Source organism: Haloferax gibbonsii, assembly GCF_001190965.1.
Taxonomy (GTDB): Archaea; Halobacteriota; Halobacteria; order Halobacteriales; family Haloferacaceae; genus Haloferax; species Haloferax gibbonsii.
The window spans coordinates 271539-292628 of sequence record NZ_CP011949.1; the positions used below are offsets into that span (position 1 = coordinate 271539).

Genomic DNA, 21090 nt, shown 5'->3' on the forward strand with positions numbered 1-21090 from the left:
CCGAGCCGGGACGACCGGACCTACCAGAAGCGGTTCTCGTCGAGCCGTCGCAGCGCCTCCTCGATGGTCGCCTCGTTGCGGGAGAAGGTAAACCGGACCCAGTCCGCGGACCCCTCGGTGTAGAAACTGCTCCCGGGGACGACCGCGACGCCGGCCTCGCGGACGAGTCGGTGCGCGAACTCGGCGTCGCCGGCGTCGTCCGGATACCGCGTCAGCATGTAGTACGCGCCGTCCGGTTTCACGGGGTCGAGGCCCACATCCCGGAGCCCGTCGTACAGCAGTTCGCCGCGGCGTTCGTACGAGTCCGAGAGGTCGTCGTAGTAGTCCGCCGGGAGCGACAGCGCCTCCACCCCCGCCCGCTGGAACGGCGTCGGCGCGCAGATGCTCGTGTAGTCGTGGACCTTCCGGAGTTCGGCCGACAGCGGTTCGGGCGCGAGCGCGAACCCGACGCGCCACCCCGTCACGGAGTACGTCTTCGATAGCCCCGTGCAGACGACGGTCCGCTCGGCGAGCCCGTCGATTTCGACCGGGCTGACGTAGTCGTCGGCGTAGACGATGTGCTCGTATATCTCGTCGGTGACGACGACGAGGTCCTCCTCGGCGGCGACCTCCGCGACGAGTTCGAGTTCGGCGGGCGAAAAGACGTTTCCCGTCGGGTTGTGCGGGTGGTTGAGAATCAGCATGGACGCCTCTTCGGCGGCGTCCCACAGCGCGTCGGCGTCGAGTTCGAGGCCGTCTGTGATGTCGAGCGGCATCGGCTCTCCCCCGGCGAACTGGACGGCCGGGATGTAGCTCTCGTAGGTCGGCTCGAAGTAGATGACGCCGTCGCCGGGGTCGCAGAGCGCGAGGAGCGTCGAGACGACGGCCTCGCTCGTCCCGGTGGTGACGGTGACCTCTGTTTCGGGGTCGTAGCGGACGCCCTTCCACTCGGCGTAGCGCTCCGAGACCGCCTCGCGGAGTTCCGGGAGCCCCCACGTGATGGTGTACTGGCTCGACGTGTCGATTGCCTCCTTGGCGGCCTCCTTCACGCTCGCCGGCGTCTCGTCCTCGTCGGGAATGCCCTGCGAGAGGTTGATGGCGTCGTGTTCGTGCGCCTCGCGGGTCATCTCCCGGATGACGGACTCGCGGGTTCCCGCGACGCGCTCGCTCCCGATGGGCCGGGAGAACGCGGTCGGATGTGGCATACGTGGGCTGGGACTGGCTGACACAAGAAGCTTGGCGGACGCCATCGGGAGCCCGAGTCGCACACCCCGACGAACGTTTTAATGCGATGAGGCCGACGTACCTCCTGTATGTCGAACCGTCGTGGGCCGGACTTCGAAACGAGGATGGCCGAAGACGAGGAGATACCGCCTCCGGCGTCGTTCGTCGAACAGGCCACCGTTACCGACGACTCCGTCTACGGCGAGTTCGAGGAGAACTGGCCCGACTGCTGGGAGCGCGCGGCCGACCTGCTCGACTGGTTCGACCCGTACGAGTCGGTTCTCCCCGCCGCCGACCCGCCGTTCGAGTGGTTCGCCGGGGGGACGCTGAACGCCTGCTACAACTGCCTCGACCGCCACGTCGAAGCCGGGGCGAAGAACCGGGTCGCCATCAAGTGGGAGAGCCACCTCGGCGAGACGCGAACGTACACGTATCAGGACCTCTACCGCGAGGTGAACGAGTTCGCGGCGGCGCTGCGAGCGCAAGGCGTCGAGGAGGACGACGTGGTCACGCTCTACATGCCGATGATTCCGGAACTCCCCATCGCCATGCTGGCCTGTGCCCGTATCGGCGCGCCTCACAACGTCGTCTTCGCAGGACTGTCGGCGGACGCGTTGGCGACGCGACTGGAGAGCGCGGACTCGGCGTTCCTCGTCACCTGCGACGGCTACTACCGGAGAGGGAGCGCCATCTTCCTGAAGAGCAAGGCCGACGACGCCCGTCTCAAGGCCGCCCACGACCTCGAAGAGATGGTCGTCGTCGAGCACCTCGGCGAGACCGCACACCTCGGAGCGGGACAGCACACCTACGACGAACTGGTCGACGCCCACGCCGGCGCGGAGGTCGAACCGGTCGAGCGGGCGGCCGACGACGTGCTGTTTCTCATCCACACGTCGGGGACCACGGGCGAACCGAAGCGGGTCGAACACGTCACCGGCGGCTACCTCGCCCACGTCGCGTGGACGTCGCAGGCGGTGTTGGACCTCAAGCCGGAGGACACCTATCTCTGTACGGCGAACATCGGCTGGATTAGCGGCCACTCGTACGTCGTCTACGGGCCGCTGGCGCTCGGAACGACGACGGTCATGTACGAGGGAACGCCGAACTACCCGGAGAAGGACCGCATCTGGGACCTCATCGAGGAGAACGCCGTCGACGTGTTCTACACGGCCCCGACGGCGATTCGGTCGTTCATGAAGTGGGACGCGTCGCTCCCCCGGTCGCGGGACCTGTCGAGTCTCCGCTTGCTCGGCACGGTCGGCGAGCCAATCAACCCGCGGGCGTGGAAGTGGTACTACGAGCACATCGGCAACGAGAACTGCCCCATCGTCGATACGTGGTGGCAGACCGAGACCGGCGGCATGATGATAACGACCCTCCCGGGCGTCAAGAACATGAAGCCCGGCACCGCCGGGCCGCCGCTGCCGGGCGTCGGCGCTCGGGTCGTCGACGGCCGCGGCGAGGAAGTCCCTGCGAACGAGGCGGGGTATCTCGTTCTCACTCGCCCGTGGCCCGGCATGCCGCTCGCGCTGCGACACGGCCAGCGGTGGGGTGAGGAGTCGGCGAAGCTCGACGTGGACGGCTGGCACTACTTCACCGGCGACGGCGCGAAAGTGGACGACGACGGCTACGTCACCGTGCTCGGGCGCGTGGACGACGTCATCAACGTCTCGGGGCACCGCCTCGGGACGATGGAAATCGAGTCGGCCATCGTCGACGTCGAGGGCGTCGTCGAGGCCGCGGTCGTCAGCGTCGACGACGCCGACACGGGCGGTATCCACGCGTACGTCACGCTGGAGACGGGCGTCTCCGGGAGCGACGACCTCCGCGAGCGAATCGGCTCGCACGTCCGCGAGCGCATCGGTCCGATTGCCACTCCGGACGCCGTCGTCTTCACGCCCGACCTCCCGAAGACGCGGTCCGGGAAGATCATGCGCCGGTTTCTCGAGAATATCACCAACGGCGAGGAGTTCGGCGACACGTCCGCGCTTCAGAACCCGGAAATCGTCGGCGAACTCGAATCCATCGTCCGAGACAGCTGACAACGTTTCGGATAATACTCTCTCTACGAAATTTTGTTTCTACCCTGATGAGCGGTGTTCTTCCCCGCTCGCTGGCTTCTCTGTGTCTCCGTTCTCCTTTTACCGGAAGATTTAGTTCGCTCTTCGATATTATTCCGAAACGAATGCCGGGCGGAGACTCCGAGCCGACGCCGTTGTCCGCGGGTGGGTACGAGCAACTGCGACGGTCGACCGAGACGTACCGCGAGGACCTCGTGCTTCGACTCGGCGCGGAAGTCGGGCTCACGCCGGCCGAGATGAGTCAGTTCGAACCCGCACACGTGACCCAGCGGCGACACCGGGGAACGGAGCTCCACTTCCTCGCCGTTCCGACCGACGGCCGGGAGGCGTACCTGCCGAACGAGGTCGAACACGACGTTCGCAAGTACGTCACGACGACGGACATCGACGAGACTGAACGGGTGCTTCCGGTCACGCCGCGGCGTCTGCAGATGCTCGTGGCGTCGGTCGGAACGCGGGCCGCCGAACGAACCGGCCGCGAGGGGTTGGCGGACGTTTCGACCCGCGACCTGCGTCGGCACTTCGCCCGAACGATGCTCGGTGACGGCGTCCCGCCGAGCGTCGTCATGCGAATCGGCGGCTGGGACCGCATCGAGAGTCTCGCGCCGCTCCTCGACGAACCGAGCGAAGACGAGGTGCTCGATGCGCTCTCGCCGGACGCCGTCGACAGCGGCGGGCGTCCCGCGGGCGGCGATGCCGACCGAGTGCGTCAGGTCGTCGAGACCGCCCGAAGCGTCGGGTCGGCACTCTCGGGGGTGAACACGCGAGGCGAGGTCGAACAGGCCGTCTGTGACGGACTCGCCGATTCGAGCCACTACCGTTTCGCTTGGATAGCGTCGGACGAAACCGATGCGCGAGCGGAACTCACCGTCGCCGGACTCGACGAGGAATCGCTCGAAGCGGTTCGTCGCTCGCTCGGCGGTCGAGACGCGGACTTCGCTCGACGCGCGTGCGATACCGGTGCCGTGCAGACCGTGCGTATCGACCTGCCGCCGAACTCCGAGAGCGGCCACCTCGCTGTCGTTCCGCTGGTACACGGCGAAACCGCCTACGGCGCGCTCTACGTCGCGCTCGCTGAGGAAGCGGCCTCCGACGCCGAGACGGACGTACTGGTGACGCTGGGCCGCCACGTCGGACAGGCTATCGCCGCCGCGGAGCGTCGGAAGCTACTCCTCGCCGACACGGTCGTTCAACTGGAGTTCGAATCATCGGACGAACAGGACGTGCTCGTCGGACTCTCCGCGGACCTCGGTTGTTCGGTTCGGCTCCGCGGCGTCGTTCCTATCGAGGAGCGGTCGCTGCTGTGCTTTCTCACCGTTCGGGGGGCGACGACGGACGCGGTGTTCGACGAGTTGCAAGCCACGGACGCCGTCGAACACATCCGCCTGATCCGCGACCGGGGAACGGAGTCGCTCCTCGAAGTCGCGCTCTCCGCGGGGTCGACGATTACGACGCTCACGTCCTACGACGGAACCGTCTCGCGGTTCGTCGCGGAGGACGGCGTGGCCCGTTTCGTCGGCGAATTTTCGAACGAAGCGCCGCTCCGAGACGTGATGTCCGACCTGACCGACGCGTATCCCGCCACCGAACTCGTCGCGAAACAGGAGGTCGAACGGCCCACGCGAAACACCGCCGACTTTCGGGAGTCGCTCGTGGCGCGACTCACTGACAAGCAACAGTCCGTCCTGCGAGCGGCCTATCTCGCCGGGTACTTCGAGTGGCCCCGCGGTAGTACCGCCGAAGACCTCGCCGATTCGATAGACATCTCGTCGCCGACGCTCCACCAGCACCTCCGAACCGCACAGCAGAAACTCATGACCGCGTTCTTCGACGATGACAGCGACGAACACGCTTCGACCCTAAACCCTTAGGCGTGCGACCGGTTAGCACACGAACGTTCATTATTGACTGAAATTTTATCAATACATCTCGATAGTTGTTTATATCTTCTGTATCCCTCTCTGGAGCCTATCGAACCGCGTTTAGACTGTTATTCATAATCGTGATGTTAATTTTCGATAATTAGTTACCCTACTTATGCCCCTTGTGGAGACTCGTTAACACGACATATGGCACAGGGTGACACCGAACTGGAGGCACGGCTGGAAGAACAAGACGAGTTCGAACCCTCCGAGGAGTTCGTCGCGCAAGCGAACGTCTCGGACTCCGACATCTACGACGAGTTCGAGGAGAACTGGCCCGAGTGCTGGGAGCGGGCCGCCGACTTGCTCGATTGGGACGAAGAGTACGACGAGGTGCTGGACGACTCGAACCCGCCGTTCTACGAGTGGTTCACCGGCGGCGAACTGAACGCCTGTTACAACTGCGTCGACCGGCACGTCGAAAACGGGGACAAGAACCGGGTCGCCATCAAGTGGGAGGGCGAACACGGCGAGACGCGAACGTACACGTATCAGGACCTCTACCGCGAGGTGAACGAGTTCGCGGCGGCGCTGCGCGACCTCGGCGTCGAGGAAGACGACGTGGTCACGCTCTACATGCCGATGGTTCCCGAACTGCCCATCGCCATGCTGGCCTGCGCCCGCATCGGCGCGCCCCACAACGTCGTCTTCGCCGGTTTCTCCGCCGAGGCGCTGGCGACGCGGATGAACGCCGCGGACTCCCGGTTCCTCGTCACCTGCGACGGCTACTACCGCCGCGGCGACCCGCTCGACCACCTCGACAAAACCAACGAGGGACTCGACAGTGTCGACCACGGTGTGGACGCCACGGTCGTCGTCGACCGCCTCGGCGACGACGGCTTCGGCCACGACCTGAAGGGCAACCAGCACGACTGGGACGACCTCCTCGACGAACAGGGCGGCGAGCGCGTCGAGCCCGTCGAACGCGACGCCGAGGACATGCTGTTCCTGATGTACACCTCGGGGACCACCGGCCAGCCGAAGGGTGTCAAACACACCACCGGCGGGTATCTCTCCTACGCGACGTGGACCTCCCACGCCGTCCTCGACATCGAGCAGGAGGACACGTACTGGTGTTCGGCGGACATCGGCTGGATTACGGGTCACTCCTACATCGTCTACGGGCCGCTCGCGCTCGGTTCGACGACGGTGATGTACGAGGGGACGCCCGATTTCCCCAACCGCGACCGGATGTGGGACATCGTCGAGAAGTACGCCGTCGACATCTTCTACACCGCGCCGACGGCGATTCGCGCGTTCATGAAGTGGGGCAGCAAGTACCCGGCATCGCGGGACCTGTCGAGTCTCCGCTTGCTCGGCACGGTCGGCGAACCTATCAACCCGCGCGCGTGGAAGTGGTACTACGAGCACATCGGCAACGAAAACTGCCCGGTGGTAGACACGTGGTGGCAGACCGAGACCGGCGGCATGATGATAACGACCCTCCCGGGCGTCAAGAACATGAAACCCGGGTCGGCCGGCCCGCCGCTGCCGGGCATCGACGCCCAAATCGTCGACACCAACGGCGACGAAGTGAAACCCGGCCGAGCGGGCTATCTCACGGTGAACAAGCCGTGGCCGGGGATGCTTCGGACGCTCTACAACAACGACGAGCGCTACATCTCCGAATACTGGGAGGAGTACTCCGACACCGACAGCGACGACCCCGACGACTGGGTCTACTTCCCGGAGGACGGCGCGAAAGTGGACGAAGACGACTATATCACCGTACTCGGGCGCGTTGACGACGTTATCAACGTCTCGGGGCACCGCCTCGGGACGATGGAAATCGAGTCGGCCATCGTCGGCGTCGAGGGCGTCGCCGAGGCCGCCGTCGTCGGCGGCAACCACGAGGTGAAAGGCGAGGCGGTCTACGCCTACGTCATCACCGAAGACGGGTACGAGGAGGGAGACGACCTCCGCGCGCGCATCATCGAGGGCGTCGAGGACGCCATCGGGCCCATCGCCAGACCCGAACAGGTCGTGTTCACGCCGGAACTGCCGAAGACGCGCTCGGGCAAAATCATGCGTCGCCTGCTCGAAGACGTGGCGAACGGCGCGGAACTGGGTAACACCTCGACGCTCCGGAACCCCGAAATCGTCGGGGAGATAGAAGCGAAGGTCCGCGCGCAGAGCGACTGAGCGGCCGCCTTCGGCCGCCCGTATCGAGTGTAACTACGAGACGACCAACAATCTATGTCACGCGAATCAACCGAGTCAGAAATTGACTCACACGCCGCGAACACCGACCGGAGCACAGCTCCCGACCACGACGAGGTAGACTACCTGTCGAGGGAGGTGAACCTGCTGAAACCGAGCACCCCGTTCATGCGAGACCACCTGAAAATAATCTGGGCCGGGTTCATCGCGTGGGCGCTTCTCACGTTCGGACCGCCGGTTCTCACCTACTTCGCACCGGCGACGATGACCGCACAGCTCCCGGTCATCGGCTTCCCGGCGCACTACTTCCTCGTCGCCGTGTTGTCGCCGACCAGTTCGCTCGTCCTCGCGTTCGTATACTCCCGCAAGCGCGACCAACTCGACAGGCGGTACGGCATCGACCACGCGGCTTCGAAGTCGCGCTCGAAGAGTGAGGGCGAGGCCGCCGTCACCGACGGAGGGAGCGTCGAATGACTGCGAGCGTGTTCCTCCAGTCGGGCGACCTGCTCCCCGAGGCGCTCAACATCTCGTTCAAACTCGTGCCGGCCATCATGGTCGTCGGGATGTTGGCTCTGTTCCTCGCCATCGGCTATGTGTTCAAAGTCGCCGACACGGAAGGGATGTGGGTCGCCGGTCGGTCGATTGGAAACGTCGAAAACGGGATGGCAATCGGCGCGAACTGGATGTCGGCGGCGTCGTACCTCGGGTTAGCGGGACTGGTCGCCCTCGCGGGCTTCTACGGGCTCGCGTTCATCATCGGCTGGACGGCCGGGTACTTCGTCCTCCTCATCTTCCTGGCCGCGCAGATGCGTCGGTTCGGGAAGTACACGGCGCCCGACTTCGTCGGCGACCGATTCAACTCCGATACGGCGCGGGCGATCGGCGCGCTGACGACCATTCTCATCGGGTTCGTCTACTCGGTCGGACAGGCCCGCGGGATGGGCCTCGTCGGACTGTACGTCTTCGGGACCGACTACGTCACGATGGTCATCATCATGATGGCGATTACGGTCGGCTACCTGACCATCTCCGGCATGATGGGCGCGACCAAGAACATGGCCGTCCAGTACGTCATCCTCATCGTGGCGTTCCTGACGGCCGTCTACGTCGTCGGGTTCACCGGCGGCTACTCGACCGTCCTCCCGCAAATCGAATACGGCCGACTCATCGGCGAGCTATCGGCCGAGTTCTCCGAACCGTTCGCCAACGCGGGGTTCTACCTCTGGATCGCCACGGCGTTCTCGCTCATCTTCGGGACCTGCGGGCTCCCGCACGTGCTGGTTCGGTTCTACACCGTCGAAAACGAAAAGACGGCGCGTCAGTCGACCGTCTGGGGGCTGTTTTTCATCCTGCTTTTGTACTGGAGCGCCCCGGCGCTGGCGACGTTCGGCGTCGACCTCTACGACGCCTCCCAGTACGGCCCGACGTTCGCGGCCAACGGCGGCATGAGCGGCGGTGAGGGCGACCTCATCGTGGTGCTCGCGGCGCAGCTTTCGAACCTGCCGACGTGGTTCGTCGGCCTCGTGGCGGCCGGCGGCATCGCCGCCGCCATCGCGACGACGGCGGGGCTGTTCATCACCGCTTCGTCCGCCGTCTCCCACGACATCTACACGAACATCATCAACCCCGACGCGACCCAGCGCCAGCAGGTGTTCGTCGGTCGCGCGACCATCGTCGCGCTCGGTATCATCGTGACGATAACCGCGTTCGACCCGCCCGCGCTCGTCGGCGAACTGGTCGCGCTCGCGTTCTCGCTCGCGGCCATCGTGCTGTTTCCGATGTTCTTCCTCGGCCTCTGGTGGGAGAACACCAACCGTCAGGGCGCGCTCGCCGGTATGAGTGTCGGCCTCGCGCTCTGGGTCGCCGCGGTGGTCAACGACCTCATCTTCCACTTCAGCGACGCCTTCGCCGAGTTCGTGCCGGCCATCGGCGCGGCGCTCGTCGGCACGCCGCTGGTGTTCGTCATCACCATCGCCGTCTCGATGGCGACGGACGAACCGCCGGAGCGAATCAAGAAGATGGTTCGGCAGTGTCACAGCCCCGAACCGATGGGTCAGCAACAGTCCGCAGAAGACGTGGTCATGAGCGCAGACGGAGGGCAGTCCCCCGCGGACGACTAACCAATGTACGAACACATCCTCATTCCGACTGACGGAAGCGACGCGGCGGAGTACGCCGTCGAACAGGCAGTCGACATCGCGTCGAAGTACGGGGCGACGGTTCACGCGCTGTACGTCGTCGACGTGGACGCCACCAGCTACTCGCTGGGGACGGAACAGGTCGACCGCATCCGACAGGGCCGCCTCGACGACATGCCCGAAGTGAAGGAGGCGGCCGACAAGGCGACGGGGTACGTCGCCGACGCCGCAACCGAGCACGGTCTGGCCGTCCGCGAACACGTCGTTGCGGGCGAACCGGCGCGAGCCATCAGGAAGTTCGTCGAGGACAACGACATCGACCTCGTCGTGATGGGCTCTCACGGCCGCTCCGGTCTCTCCCGTGTCGTCCTCGGGAGCGTGACCGAACGCGTCCTGCGGCGGACTCGGCTCCCGGTGCTCGTCGTCGACGTCCACGAAAAGGAAGCGGAAACAGAAGCGGAAGCGTAAGCCATGTACAACACGACCCACGCGAGGACGACCACGCCACCCGCGGCTCCGGACGGGGTGACCCGCCGATGAGCCTCGCGGAGACGATTCGAACCCACGTGCGCGAACACCGCTCGGGGATGCTGACCGACCTGCTGTTCGCCCTGGCGTGGGTGACGGTCGTCTCGGTCCTGTTCGACGTGCTCGACGGACCGCAGTGGGCCTTCTACCTCTGTCTGGGTGCCGGCGTCGTCGCGTACTTCGGCTTTTTCGCCTCGGTCGAAGCCGTCCGCGAGCAGCGCTGACGACGGACTCGACCGGGACGGCTGTGGTTTTCTATACGTCCAATAGTGTAAATTGTCTAATTGTTCTGTACACGACCCGCCGAAAAGAGTGGACCGCTCTGCGGCTACTCGTCGCGCTCCCGCCGCCGGTAGGCGACGCCCAGTCCGGCGGCCAACAGGACGGCGACGACGACGGCAATCGTCCACCCTGCGCTGTCGCCGTCTCCGGAACTGTCGTCAGCGTCGGGGTCCGCCCCGTCGACCGACGCCGCCGTCTGAGCCGCTTGCGGCGCTTCGACGGTGATGCTGCCGACGACCTGTTCGCCGACCGCGAGTTCGTACGTCCCGGGCTCGTCGAAGGCGTAGCTGAGCGTGGCCGTCCCGTTCTGGAACGCGCCGAGTTCGACGGTCCCGCCGGCGACGCGCTCGCCGTCGGCCAGTAAGTCGAGCGCGTGGACTCCGCCCGCGCCACCGAGGTTCGACACGTCGACCGCGATTTCGACCGCTTGACCGACCGACACGCTCGTCTCGGTGACTTCGGCGGCGGTCGTCTCGAAGACGGGGACGGTCGAGCCGATGGTAAACAGCGACAGGCCCGGCGAGGTCGCCTCGAAGACGTAGTGCGTCTCGGACTCCTCGACGAGGCTTGCGTCGAGCTTGCGCCACTGCGTGTGCTCGTCGCGGTAGAGCGCGACCGACTCCGGGCTGATGCCCGTCGTCTCGAAGTAGCGCTTTCGCACGCTGAAGGTGAACGTCACGTCCTCGATGTCGTCGTCGTGTATCGAGTGGTTGACCACGACGTAGCCCGCCGACGTCGCGCCCGTCTCGCGCTGGAAGCGCTCGCCCGTGGCCTCGTCGTCGGCCGCCTCGTACGTCGTGACGTTCAGCGTGAAGTCCTCGCCGCTGTTCACGTTCATCGAGAGCTGTGCGACCGAGATGTTCTCCGGGGCGGGCGAGGCCGACCCGTCCGCCGCTTCGGCGGAGTCGTTGGTCGCGTCGGTCCCGGTCGTTCCGTTCTCGACCGCCCCGGTCTCGGTATCGTTCGCGACCGGTTCCAGCGCGATGACGACGGCGCGGCTCGTGTCGACGTTTCTGACCGACACGTTCGACCGCTTACTCGTGCCTTCGCCCTTCGTGTCGACGACGACCTCTGAGTCACCGCCGGTCGCCTCGGGGGACGATGTCGACGACGATGACGAGGACGAAGACGACGACGATGACGAGGACGAGGACGAGGACGACGAGTCGGCGTTCACGGTCACGGTCGCCGTGTCCGACCCGACGTTGCCGGCGGCGTCGGTCACGGTCAGCGTGACGGTGTAGGTCCCGGTCGAGTCGTAGCTGTGCGTCTCGGAGGCGTTCGTCGAGCTCGACCCGTCGCCGAAGTCCCACTCGTAGGCGTCGATTGCTCCGTTGTCGGCGGAGCCGCTGGCGTCGAACTCGACCGCGTCGCCCCGCGTGACCGACCTGTTGTCGCCGGCGTCGGCGGCGGGTGCGGTCGTGTCGTTGACGGTGACGACCAGCGAATCGGAATCGGCGTTGTCGCCGCCGTCGGTCACGGTCAGCACCACGTCGTACGTTCCGGGGTCGGCGAACGTGTGGTTCGGAGTCGCCCCCGTCTCGTTCGCGGAGCCGTCGCCGAAGTCCCACTCGTAGGCGGCGATTGCCCCGTTATCCGTGGAGGCCGAGCCGTCGAAACTGACGGCGGTGTCCTCGTCGACCGTCTGGTTCGTTCCGACGGAGGCCGTCGGCGAGGTCGTGTCGTCGACCGTCACGGTGAGCGTGTCGAACGCGGTGTTCCCGACGGTGTCGGTCACGTTCAGGACGACGGTGTAGGTCCCGGGGTCGGCGAAGGCGTGGGTCGCGTTCTCGCCCGTGGCGTTCGCGGAGCCGTCGCCGAACTCCCACTCGTACGAGTCGATTGCCGAAGCGTCGACCGACCCGCTCGCGTTGAACTCGACTGCGGTGTCCTCGTCGACCGTTTGGTTCACCCCGGCGTCGGCGGCGGGTGCGGTCGTGTCGTTGACCGTCACGACGAGCGAGTCGGAATCGGCGTTGTCGCCGCCGTCGGTCACGGTCAGGCTGACGGTGTACGTTCCGGGGTCGGCGAACGCGTGGGTCACGTCCTCGCCCGTGACGTTCGCGGAGCCGTCGCCGAAGTCCCACTCGTAGGCGGCGATTGCTCCGTTGTCGGTGGAGGCCGAGCCGTCGAAACTGACGGCGGTGTCCTCGTCGACCGTCCGATTCACCCCGGCGTCGGCGGCGGGTGCGGTCGTGTCGTTGACGGTGACGACCCGCGAGTCGGTCTCCTCGTTCCCCGCGGCGTCGGCGGCGGTGAACGTCGCCGTGTACGTTCCGGGGTCGGCGAAGGTGTGGGTCGCGTTCTCGCCCGTCTCGTTCGCGGAGCCGTCGCCGAAGTCCCACGACGTGCTCGTGACGCCGACGGCGTCGGTCGCCGTCGCGTTGAAGTCGAGCGCGACGTCCTCGTCGACGGTCGCGTCCTCGCCCGCATCGACGGCGGGTGCGGCCGTATCGATTGTGACGCTGTCGGACTCGTTTCCGGCCCCGTCTTTCCCGTCGGCGTTCTCGGCGGTCCGGACCGTGACGGTGTACGTGCCGTCGGTTCCGGTCTCGTACGGCGACGCGAGCGCGTACGTGTACGGGCCGGTTCCCGACTCCGCGAAGTCGCCCTCGGTGAACGTCGTCGAACCCGGTCCCGACACAGAGACCGAGATGTTCACCAGCTCCTGCGACGAGTCGAACGACACCGAGAGGTTCTGTCCCGAGGGATTCGTCGCGTTGACCGCCGAGACGGCCGGTGCCGGTTCCGCGAGCGCGTGGAACTGGCTGCCGCTGCCGTAGTAGAGGTAGCCGTTCCACGCGAGCGGCGTCGGGTAGAGGGTGTTCACCGGCGAGTCGTACCACCAGCGCTCGGTGCCGTCGGTCGCGTTGAACGCGTGGACGGTGTCGTTACCGAAATCCGAGATGTAGAGCACGTCGCCCGCGACGACCGGCGCGCCGCGGAAACTGCTCCCCGTCGCGTTCCAGAGTCTGCTGCCGTCGTCGGCGTCCAGCGCGACGAGCTCGCCGCCGCGGCTCCCGGCGTAGACGACGCCGTCGGCGTACACCTGACTCGAATCCACGTCCCCCGGCATCGAGTAGTTCCAGCGCTCGGTGCCGTCGGTCGCGTTTATCGCGTACACTCTCCCGGTTCCGCCGGTCTCGCCCGCCGTGCTATCGCTCCCGACGAACACCGTGTCGTTCGCGACGGTCGGGCCCGACTGGCTTTCGTCGATGAGCGTGTAGTTCCAGAGTCGCGCCCCGGTGGTGGCGTTCAGCGCGGTCAGGTTGTCGTCGTCGCCCGACACGTAGACGACGCCGTCGACGACCGCGGGGTTCGACTCCACCAGCACCGGCTGGTACATCGTGTAGTACCAGAGTTCTTCGCCGGTGTCGGCGTCCACCGCGGTCAGGTTCCCGTCGTTGCTTCCGAAGTAGACGACGCCGTCGACGACCGCGGGGGCCGACCGGACGTTCGTCTGCGTCTCGTAGCTCCAGATTTCGGTGCCGTCGGTCGCGTTTATGGCGTGTAGCTTGTGGTTGTTGCTTCCGATGTAGAGGACGCCGTTGGCGTAGGCGGGCGTGGTCCACGTCGACCCGTCAAGGCCGCCGGGCGTCGCGTTCCACTTCTCTTCGCCCGTCTCGGGGTCTAACGCGTACAGACTGCCGCCGTTGTGGAAGGCGGTGTAGAGCGTGTCGCCCACGATGGTCGGTTGCATCACCTGCGGGGCTCCGTCCGAGATGTTCCACACTTCGACTGGTTCCGTGAGCGGCCCCTCTTGATTCGGGTAGTAGCCGTGGTTCCCCGGTCCGCCGTGGAATTTCGCGTTGGCCTCCTCGACGGTCACGGTCTGTGCGGCGAGTCCCCCGGCGGCGACGTCGTACGTGCCCGCCCCCCAGAGCGTCTTCGTGAACGTGACCTGTTCGGTCGCACCCCCGTTGAGCGTCCCGGTTTGGTACGCCACGACGTCGCCGTCGACGGTGAGCGTCGCGTTGTACGACTGTTGTGTCCCGCCGGTGTTCTCGACGGTGACGTTCACGGTGACGGCGCTTCCCTCGTAGAGCGTCGTCGGCGTCACCGAGAGGTTCGTATACGAGATATCCGCGCCGTTCGCGACCGCCGATGCGCCGACCGGAACCCACGCGACGAGCGAAATCACCGTCACGAGCGTCAGAAGGAGCGTGTTGGCCTGCTGTCGCGTTATCCGTGGTCTCTGCGTCACCTGCTGTTCGCCTCCCTGTCCGCCGCAACCTTCCCTGTGGTTCCCTTCGATGTCATTTCCCTGCCGAATTCGGTTTCACCACCGATAATTAGGCGATTCAGACTGTCTGGATGAAGATATAATAATTTCGTATAAAAACGGAATATACGGTGTAAATCTTACAGCAGACGAGCAAGAGAAATTATGACTAATGTCTGTAGTAGACACTACTATCTGTGACGAAAATAGATTTTTTCTCTAATACTTCAATACAGGGTTTCTATCTTGCATTCCAGAAATACAAACTATTGTATAGTGGGTGGTAATTTGGAAAACACGCACTACTGCTGAAATTAAAATTATCAAATTGAAGATTTTAGCTAGCCGGATGTTCCATCGATGGCTCCCCGTCTGAAGTCGGGCCGTGCGGACGTCTATTCCGTTCAGTTCCTCGGGAGAACGGTGCCGCTGCGCTCACGGTCCGCTGTCGGTCTCACCGCCCGGGAGGAGCGTCGAAACGAGGAGCACGAGTAACACGAACAGCGCGAGGAGCAGCAGCGTCTCCCGCTGTGCCTGCACTATCGCGGCGTCGAACACGTCGGCCAGCAGTTCCCGCTGTGCCGGAGCGAGACCGTCGAGGACCGCCCGCTGGGTCTCTTTGGTCGCCGTCTCCGCGGCGTCTTCGAGCGCGATGACGAGCGCCCCTCGGTCGCTCGCCGACACGCCCGCGCCCGCGGCGGTCAACACCCCGTCGACGACGCCGCCGTAAAACCCCCTGAGCAGGTACGTGCCGACGATAGCGGTCCCGAACGAGTAGCCGAGCATCATCGTCGCGTTCAGGAGGCCGGACGCCGCCGCCGAGTCCCGCTGGTCGACCGACGAGAGCGTCATGTCGATGAGCTGTGCCATGACGAGCCCGAGGCCGAGTCCGACGAGCGCCATCGGCACCGCCAGTTGGGCGACCGTCGCGTCCAGCGCCGTCTGCGACACGAGCGCGAGCACGCCGAGTCCCATGAGGACGACGCCGCCCTGAATCAGCAGTTTCGGTGCGACGAACCGCCGCCAGCCGGTCGTGAAGATGGACGCGACGAACGTCGCGACGGAGAACGGAAGCATCGCCACCCCGGTCTCGAACGCGGTGTAGCCGGCCCCGGACTGGAGGAAGACCGGAACGACGAAGATGAATCCCGCGAGGACCAGCGACCGCGCGGCGTTCGTGGCGATGCCGGCCGTGAACGGGCCGTTCGACAGGAGGCGGACCGGGACGAGGGGCGACCCGCCCTCGCGCTCGACGCGGCGTTCGTACTGGACGAAGGCCGCGAACACGACGATTCCGAAGCCGACGAGCCAGACGGTCGGCGACGCGCCGAACAGGTCCAGTCGAACGTCGCCGACGGCGAACGGCCGGCGGGCCGATATCCAGCCGTACCGCCCGGCCAGCAGCACGCCGGCGACGAGAGCGGTCGTCCCCACTACCGAGAGGAGCGTCCCGCCGACGTCCAGTTTCGTCCGCGTCTCGCTCAGGGACTCCTCGGGGAGATACCGGACGAACGCGAGCGCGACGAGGACGATCAGTACCTCGACGCCGAACCCCCATCGCCAGCTGGCGAACGTCGTGACCGCGCCGCCCAAAAGCGGCCCGAACGCGGCCCCGGCCGCGTTCACCCCGGCGAGGATGCCGAGGGCTTTCGCCCGGTCCGCGCCCTCGTAGCTGACGAGGAGGACGGTGAACGTCAGCGGGAGCAACACGGCCGCGGCGGCCCCCTCGATGACCGACCAGCCGACGTACAGGACGACCACGTTCCAACTCAGCGCCGCCAGCGTCGTCCCGACGCCGTACACGAGTAGGGTCGCGGTCATCAGTCGGCGAATCCCGTACATCGACGACAGCTTGCCGCCGGGAAGAATCAGCGCCGCCATGACCATCGCGTAGAACGAAATCGCGCCCTGTACGACCGTGACGGTCGTGTCGAGGTCGGCGACGATGGACGGAATCGCGACGTTCATGAGCGTCGAATCGATGACGCCGATGAACATCGCGAGACTCACCGCCACCGCGGGGCCCCAGTACGCCAACCCTCCCGCCGAACCGGTCGCCGCCGCTCCTCCTCCTTCGAGAACGTGAGCGTTCGCGTCTGCGTCCATTGTCCTTCGATAGCACGCCTCACTCAATAAATCTCTCTGACAGACCGGAGCGGCGCTGGTCTCCCGGCCGGCTCGGTTCAGCCGTGAGACGATTCCGCGTCGAGCGACTCGCCACAGTACGGACACCACTCGAACCTCGGTCCCTCTCCCGGTCGTGTCCGTTCGCCCGGTTGCATCCGCTCTCCCGTTCGCTCTGCGAAAAATCCCGCGGCCAAGATGCTCGACGGGAGCGCGAAGAAGGCGACGCCGCCCAGCATGGTCACCGCCCCGAGCAGACGGCCCAGCGGCGTCACGGGAACCACGTCACCGTACCCGACCGTGGTGAGCGTCACGACGCCCCACCAGAGCGTCTCCGGAATCGACGAGAACGCCTCCGGTTGGACGTTCCCCTCGACGAAGTACATGAGCGTCGACGAGACGAGGACCAGCATTCCGGCTCCGCTGAACGCGACGCCGAGGTCGGAGCGCTGTGCGTCGATGACCCGCTTGAACCGCCCCCGCGAGCGCCTGAACCACGAGAGATTGAGGACGCGAGCCAGCCAGAAGACGCGGAACAGTCCCGACTCGAACAGCCGTATCTCGAAGAGGAGTCCGACCCAGAACGTTACGATGACGAAGCAGTCGACGACCGCGATGGGTTCGCGGACGAACGCGACCCGACTGTGCCGACCAGACTCGGGGGCGTCGGAGCCGGCGGCCCAGAGTCGAACGACGTACAAGACCGTGAACAGGGCGATGGAGACGACGAGCAGGCCGTCGAAGTAGACGCCGAACCGTACCGAAAGCGACTCCACGGTCGACAGAACGACGGCGACGACGTTCGCCGAAGCCAAGAGGAACACGAGTCGGCTGAACCGCTCGCCCCACCGGTTTTCCGATTCCGGGTCGACCACCGTCCACACTTGGTCTCTGGACATCTGTGCCATGCCACAGTTATGTTCGCCGAGCAATATGTCGTTACCTCTCACCCGACGGGTCGAGTCGAGCCGTCAGCGTCCGCTCGGGTCGGACTCGGCGTCCGCTTCGCTCGGCTCTCCCGTCGGTCGGACGACGGTCCGCGGCGGAATCGCGTCGTCCCGCTTCGGTGCGGGCGTGACGAGTCGCTGGAACCACGTCTCCTCGTCCGGCGCTTGCTTCGCGACGAGTTCGTAGTCGACGGCGACACCGCCGTCTTCCGTCGCGGACACGCGCACGTAGTTGAGTTGGTACCACGAGTAGAAGACCGGGGGGAGGACGCCGAACGCGGACTCGACGCGTCGCAGTCGCTTCAACCACGTCCCCGTGTTGACGACGACCCTGCCGTCGATTTCGGTGACCGCGGGTCGGTGTGTGTGCCCGTAGACGAACACGGCGACTGCCGGGTCCGACGCGAACAGCGCCCTCGCGCCCTCCAGATAGGTGTCCGCCGAGTCCCGTTCGTCCGGCTGGTCGATGCCGAACCGTCTGAGCGTCTTTCGGACGTCTCTGGCGAAGACGAAAAGCGGTATCGCGACGAGTATCAGCAGTAACGTGACGGCGAGGTTCGCGGTCAGCAGTACGTCGACCAGCAGCCCAACCGGGCCGAACAGCCCGAGGAACCGCTCGATGAGGTCCATCGGAAGCGACCAGAGCCCCGTCGCGTCGAGCGCGAACGCGAGCACGTAGAGGAACCCGACGTTGAACAGGAGGAGAAACGGGGCCGAGACGTACCTGAGCCACGGGCTCATCTCCCGATAGAAGTAGTTGGACAGCATCCACGCCGGAATCTGCGTCATCGGCGTCACCGCCTGAATGTCCTTGAGCCAGTTGAACTTCCCGCGCTCGGAGAGCCTGCCGGCGCGACTCGTGAGCTGTCTGTTGACGAAGTACCCCGGCGGGTTCGCGTAGGGGTTTCCGAAGTCGGGAATCTGGTTGTTCGGGTCCCGTTGCATCCCGTGTTCGACGTAGAGGACGTGGTCGCCGACGTTTCGGGTGAGCGAGACCTCCTGTCGGAGCGTGACGTTGAACTCGGCCAGTCGGTCGACGTACTCGGGGTAGGCGGCGAGTTCGTAGTCGTGGTTGCCGGGAATGAGCGTGATGGGGATTCGGTCGCCGGTCGCTTCGAACTGCTCGAACAGCTCCGGGTAGCGGTCGACGAGCGCGTCGAACTTGTCGAGCCCGTCGACGTCGGTGAACTCCCACAGCCCGAACGCGTCGCCGTTGATGATTAGCTCGGCGTCCTCGTCGCTCGCTTCGAGCGTCCGGAGGAACGACAGTAGCTCGTCGAGGAAATCGACGCGTCCCAGCTGCTCGTCGCCGCCGATGTGGAGGTCGCTGATGAGGTAGTACGAGTCGGTCACGGTCGGCCCTCCGGACCGTTTCGGGCCGAGACCCTTCCGCGGCGGCTCACGCCGCGCGGTTCGCCTCGCTCACGCATGGCGGCCCCGCGTGGTGCGGTCGAACCGCGCGGTACGGTCGAACGCGGAGCCACTCACCGAGGCTCTCGTCGCCGTGTCGTCGGAGACCTGCGCCTCGACGAAGCCGACTCTGACGACCACGTCCCGGTCGAACTGTTCGGTCAGTCGGTCGTCGAACCGCTGTGCGAGGTCGGGCGGCGCTTGCAAGTCGCGCGGAATCCCGACCAGCACGTCGACTCGCGGCTGGTTCCCGAGAATCAGGTCGGCGGGCTCGTACTCCACCGTGACGCTGACGAGTTCGACGCCCTCGATGTCCGCCTCGTCGAACTGTCGCTGGAGTTCGACCTGCGTCTGTTGCTCGAACGAGGCGGTCTGGAACGACGCGTACGTCACGCCGGCGAGGACGAGCGAGAGGACTGCGATAGCCACCCCGATGACGGCGATTCGGGAGGCGATAGACGCCTTGACCCGCTCCCGTTGGTCGGTGTCGAACGGCTTGAACCCCGACAGGTAGAACAGAATCAGCGCCGAGAGGTTGATTGCGAGGAGGTTGATGACGACGAGCACCGCGCCCGCGACGGCGACTCCCGGGAGACCGAACGCCAGCCCCAAGCCGGACGTCGCCGCCGGCGGGACGAGCGCGACGGCGATGGCGACCCCGACGAGGGTCGAACCGGACCCACGCATGATGCTTATCGCCCCCGCGATTCCCGACCCCAACGCCAGAAAGAGCGACAGGACGTTGGGGCTGGTCCGCTCTGCGACCTGTGGAATCGCTTGAATGTCGATTCCCGGCGGGATGAGTATCGTCTCCTGGAGCACTACTCCGAACACCGCGGCCGTCGCGATGGCCGCCAAGAGGCCCAACACCTGCAGGACGACGCCGCGAGACGCCATCTGTCGGTCGGCCAGCACCGCCCCGACGGACGCGGAGACCGCCGGTCCCATGAGCGGCGCGACGACCATGGCCCCGATAATCGTCGCCGCGGAATCGAGCAGCAGGCCCGTCGCGGCGATGACCGTGCTGAGTATCAAGAAGCTGAAAAACGTCGAGTTCGCCGGCGCGAGGTCCTCCGCTCGGGCGTGAAGCTCCTCGCGGGAGATTCTGAGACCGGGAAAGCGCTCTTTCAGGGCCGAGATGCGCTGCGAAACGACCGTCTCCGTGGGGAGGACGATGGTGTAGCTGTCGTCTCGGACGCCCGCGTTCGTCAGCTCTTCCATCACCATCTCGACGCCGCTGGGCGGGACCGGAAACTGCACCATCGCCTCGAACCCCCCTCGTCCGACCTCTTCGAAGACGGCGTAGTCGATGCCTTGCTCGTCGAGCGACTCAAGGACGCTCTCTCGTCTCCCCCGTGGTATCAACACCTGAACGAGTCGCATACGGGCTACAACGTCACGTAGACACAAAAAATATGAGTGCTTTGATACGATGGCTCACTCGCTTGTCCCGCGCGACGCGTCGTCGACGGAGAGCGACTCTCCGATGGCGTCGATGAACGCCCGTTCGGCGGGACTGACTCGCCGGCCGCCCAGTCGGAGTAGCCCACCTTCGACACCGGCGTCGGCGACTCGTTCGGCGCACCATCTGACGAACTGTCCGTACTCGTTTCGCTCCGCCGCAGTCGCCCGCGCTCGGACGATTGCCGTCGCCTCCCGACAGTAGTCGTGTGCGCGTGCTATCGTCACCGCGCGGTTGAACTCGCGCGTCTCCGCATCACGTCTGACCCGGTCGGCGTTCACCCGGACGAACCCGGCGAGCGAGGTGACGAGTTCCGACTCCGGGTCGAACTCGTCGGTGTGTCGGAGGGTCCGACGAATCGTCTTGAGTTCTCGCCGCAAGCCGCCGTTCGAGGCGACGACGACGCCGAACATCACCTCGACCGGCGTCTGCGCGAGCGTTCGCCACTCCTCGTGCGTGAACGAGTCTCGATTGGTCATGCCGGACGATTGGCGGGCGGCGAGTATAGCGACGTGGGTCGCCCCCGACCGACTATTCGGGCGCTTCAACCGCGGCAGCCAGCCGCCGGTGACGTGGAGGTCGCCGAGAGACGGCGCGAGAAAGAGCTATTT

General features: G+C 65.7%; 14 protein-coding genes. 7 read left to right on the forward strand and 7 right to left on the reverse strand.

The features are described from left to right. Positions 1-20: 20 nt before the first annotated feature. A complete protein-coding gene (locus ABY42_RS18200) occupies positions 21-1184 on the reverse strand; it encodes a pyridoxal phosphate-dependent aminotransferase (protein WP_050460385.1) in 1164 nt (387 codons plus the stop codon). Positions 1185-1328: 144 nt separating this feature from the next. On the opposite strand from ABY42_RS18200, the gene acs (ABY42_RS18205) reads away from it, so the two are divergent. The 7 genes from acs (ABY42_RS18205) (at position 1329) to ABY42_RS18235 (ending at position 10256) form a co-directional block, all read left to right on the forward strand. Then, entirely contained in the window at positions 1329-3245 is a 1917-nt protein-coding gene (acs, locus tag ABY42_RS18205) for an acetate--CoA ligase (protein ID WP_082220730.1), read from the forward strand. Positions 3246-3388: 143 nt separating this feature from the next. Further along, positions 3389-5155 (forward strand): bacterio-opsin activator domain-containing protein, encoded by a 1767-nt coding sequence (locus ABY42_RS18210; protein WP_050460387.1) that lies wholly within the window; start codon positions 3389-3391, stop codon positions 5153-5155. A 198-nt stretch (positions 5156-5353) separates the two neighbouring features. Further along, on the forward strand, positions 5354-7348 hold the full coding sequence (gene acs / locus ABY42_RS18215) for an acetate--CoA ligase (RefSeq protein ID WP_050460388.1): 1995 nt from the start codon (positions 5354-5356) through the stop codon (positions 7346-7348). 54 nt (positions 7349-7402) lie between these two features. Further along, positions 7403-7840 (forward strand): DUF4212 domain-containing protein, encoded by a 438-nt coding sequence (locus ABY42_RS18220; protein ID WP_004977976.1) that lies wholly within the window; start codon positions 7403-7405, stop codon positions 7838-7840. Next, on the forward strand, positions 7837-9486 hold the full coding sequence (locus tag ABY42_RS18225; protein WP_004977974.1) for a VC_2705 family sodium/solute symporter: 1650 nt from the start codon (positions 7837-7839) through the stop codon (positions 9484-9486). The genes ABY42_RS18220 and ABY42_RS18225 overlap by 4 nt, the downstream gene beginning before the upstream one ends. Before the next feature lie 3 nt (positions 9487-9489). Next, positions 9490-9972 (forward strand): universal stress protein, encoded by a 483-nt coding sequence (locus ABY42_RS18230; RefSeq protein ID WP_004977972.1) that lies wholly within the window; start codon positions 9490-9492, stop codon positions 9970-9972. 68 nt (positions 9973-10040) lie between these two features. After that, entirely contained in the window at positions 10041-10256 is a 216-nt protein-coding gene (locus ABY42_RS18235; protein ID WP_004977969.1) for a hypothetical protein, read from the forward strand. A 104-nt stretch (positions 10257-10360) separates the two neighbouring features. Here the strand turns inward: ABY42_RS18235 and ABY42_RS18240 are convergent, their stop codons facing one another. From ABY42_RS18240 to ABY42_RS18265, 6 genes are all read right to left on the reverse strand, one after another. Further along, positions 10361-14518: a PKD domain-containing protein gene (locus tag ABY42_RS18240; RefSeq protein ID WP_050460389.1), complete on the reverse strand. Its 4158-nt coding sequence runs from the start codon at positions 14516-14518 to the stop codon at positions 10361-10363. A 453-nt stretch (positions 14519-14971) separates the two neighbouring features. Continuing rightward, entirely contained in the window at positions 14972-16642 is a 1671-nt protein-coding gene (locus tag ABY42_RS18245; protein WP_050460390.1) for an MFS transporter, read from the reverse strand. 77 nt (positions 16643-16719) lie between these two features. Further along, a complete protein-coding gene (locus tag ABY42_RS18250; RefSeq protein ID WP_050460424.1) occupies positions 16720-17559 on the reverse strand; it encodes an ion transporter in 840 nt (279 codons plus the stop codon). Positions 17560-17631: 72 nt separating this feature from the next. Then, on the reverse strand, positions 17632-18960 hold the full coding sequence (locus ABY42_RS18255; RefSeq protein ID WP_050460391.1) for a metallophosphoesterase: 1329 nt from the start codon (positions 18958-18960) through the stop codon (positions 17632-17634). Between the two features lie 69 nt (positions 18961-19029). Further along, the gene (locus ABY42_RS18260; RefSeq protein WP_050460392.1) at positions 19030-20400 is read right to left on the reverse strand and encodes a TIGR00341 family protein; all 1371 of its coding nucleotides are present in this window, start codon (positions 20398-20400) and stop codon (positions 19030-19032) included. A gap of 54 nt (positions 20401-20454) precedes the next feature. Then, on the reverse strand, positions 20455-20958 hold the full coding sequence (locus ABY42_RS18265) for a hypothetical protein (RefSeq protein WP_050460393.1): 504 nt from the start codon (positions 20956-20958) through the stop codon (positions 20455-20457). Between the last annotated feature and the right edge of the window lie 132 nt (positions 20959-21090).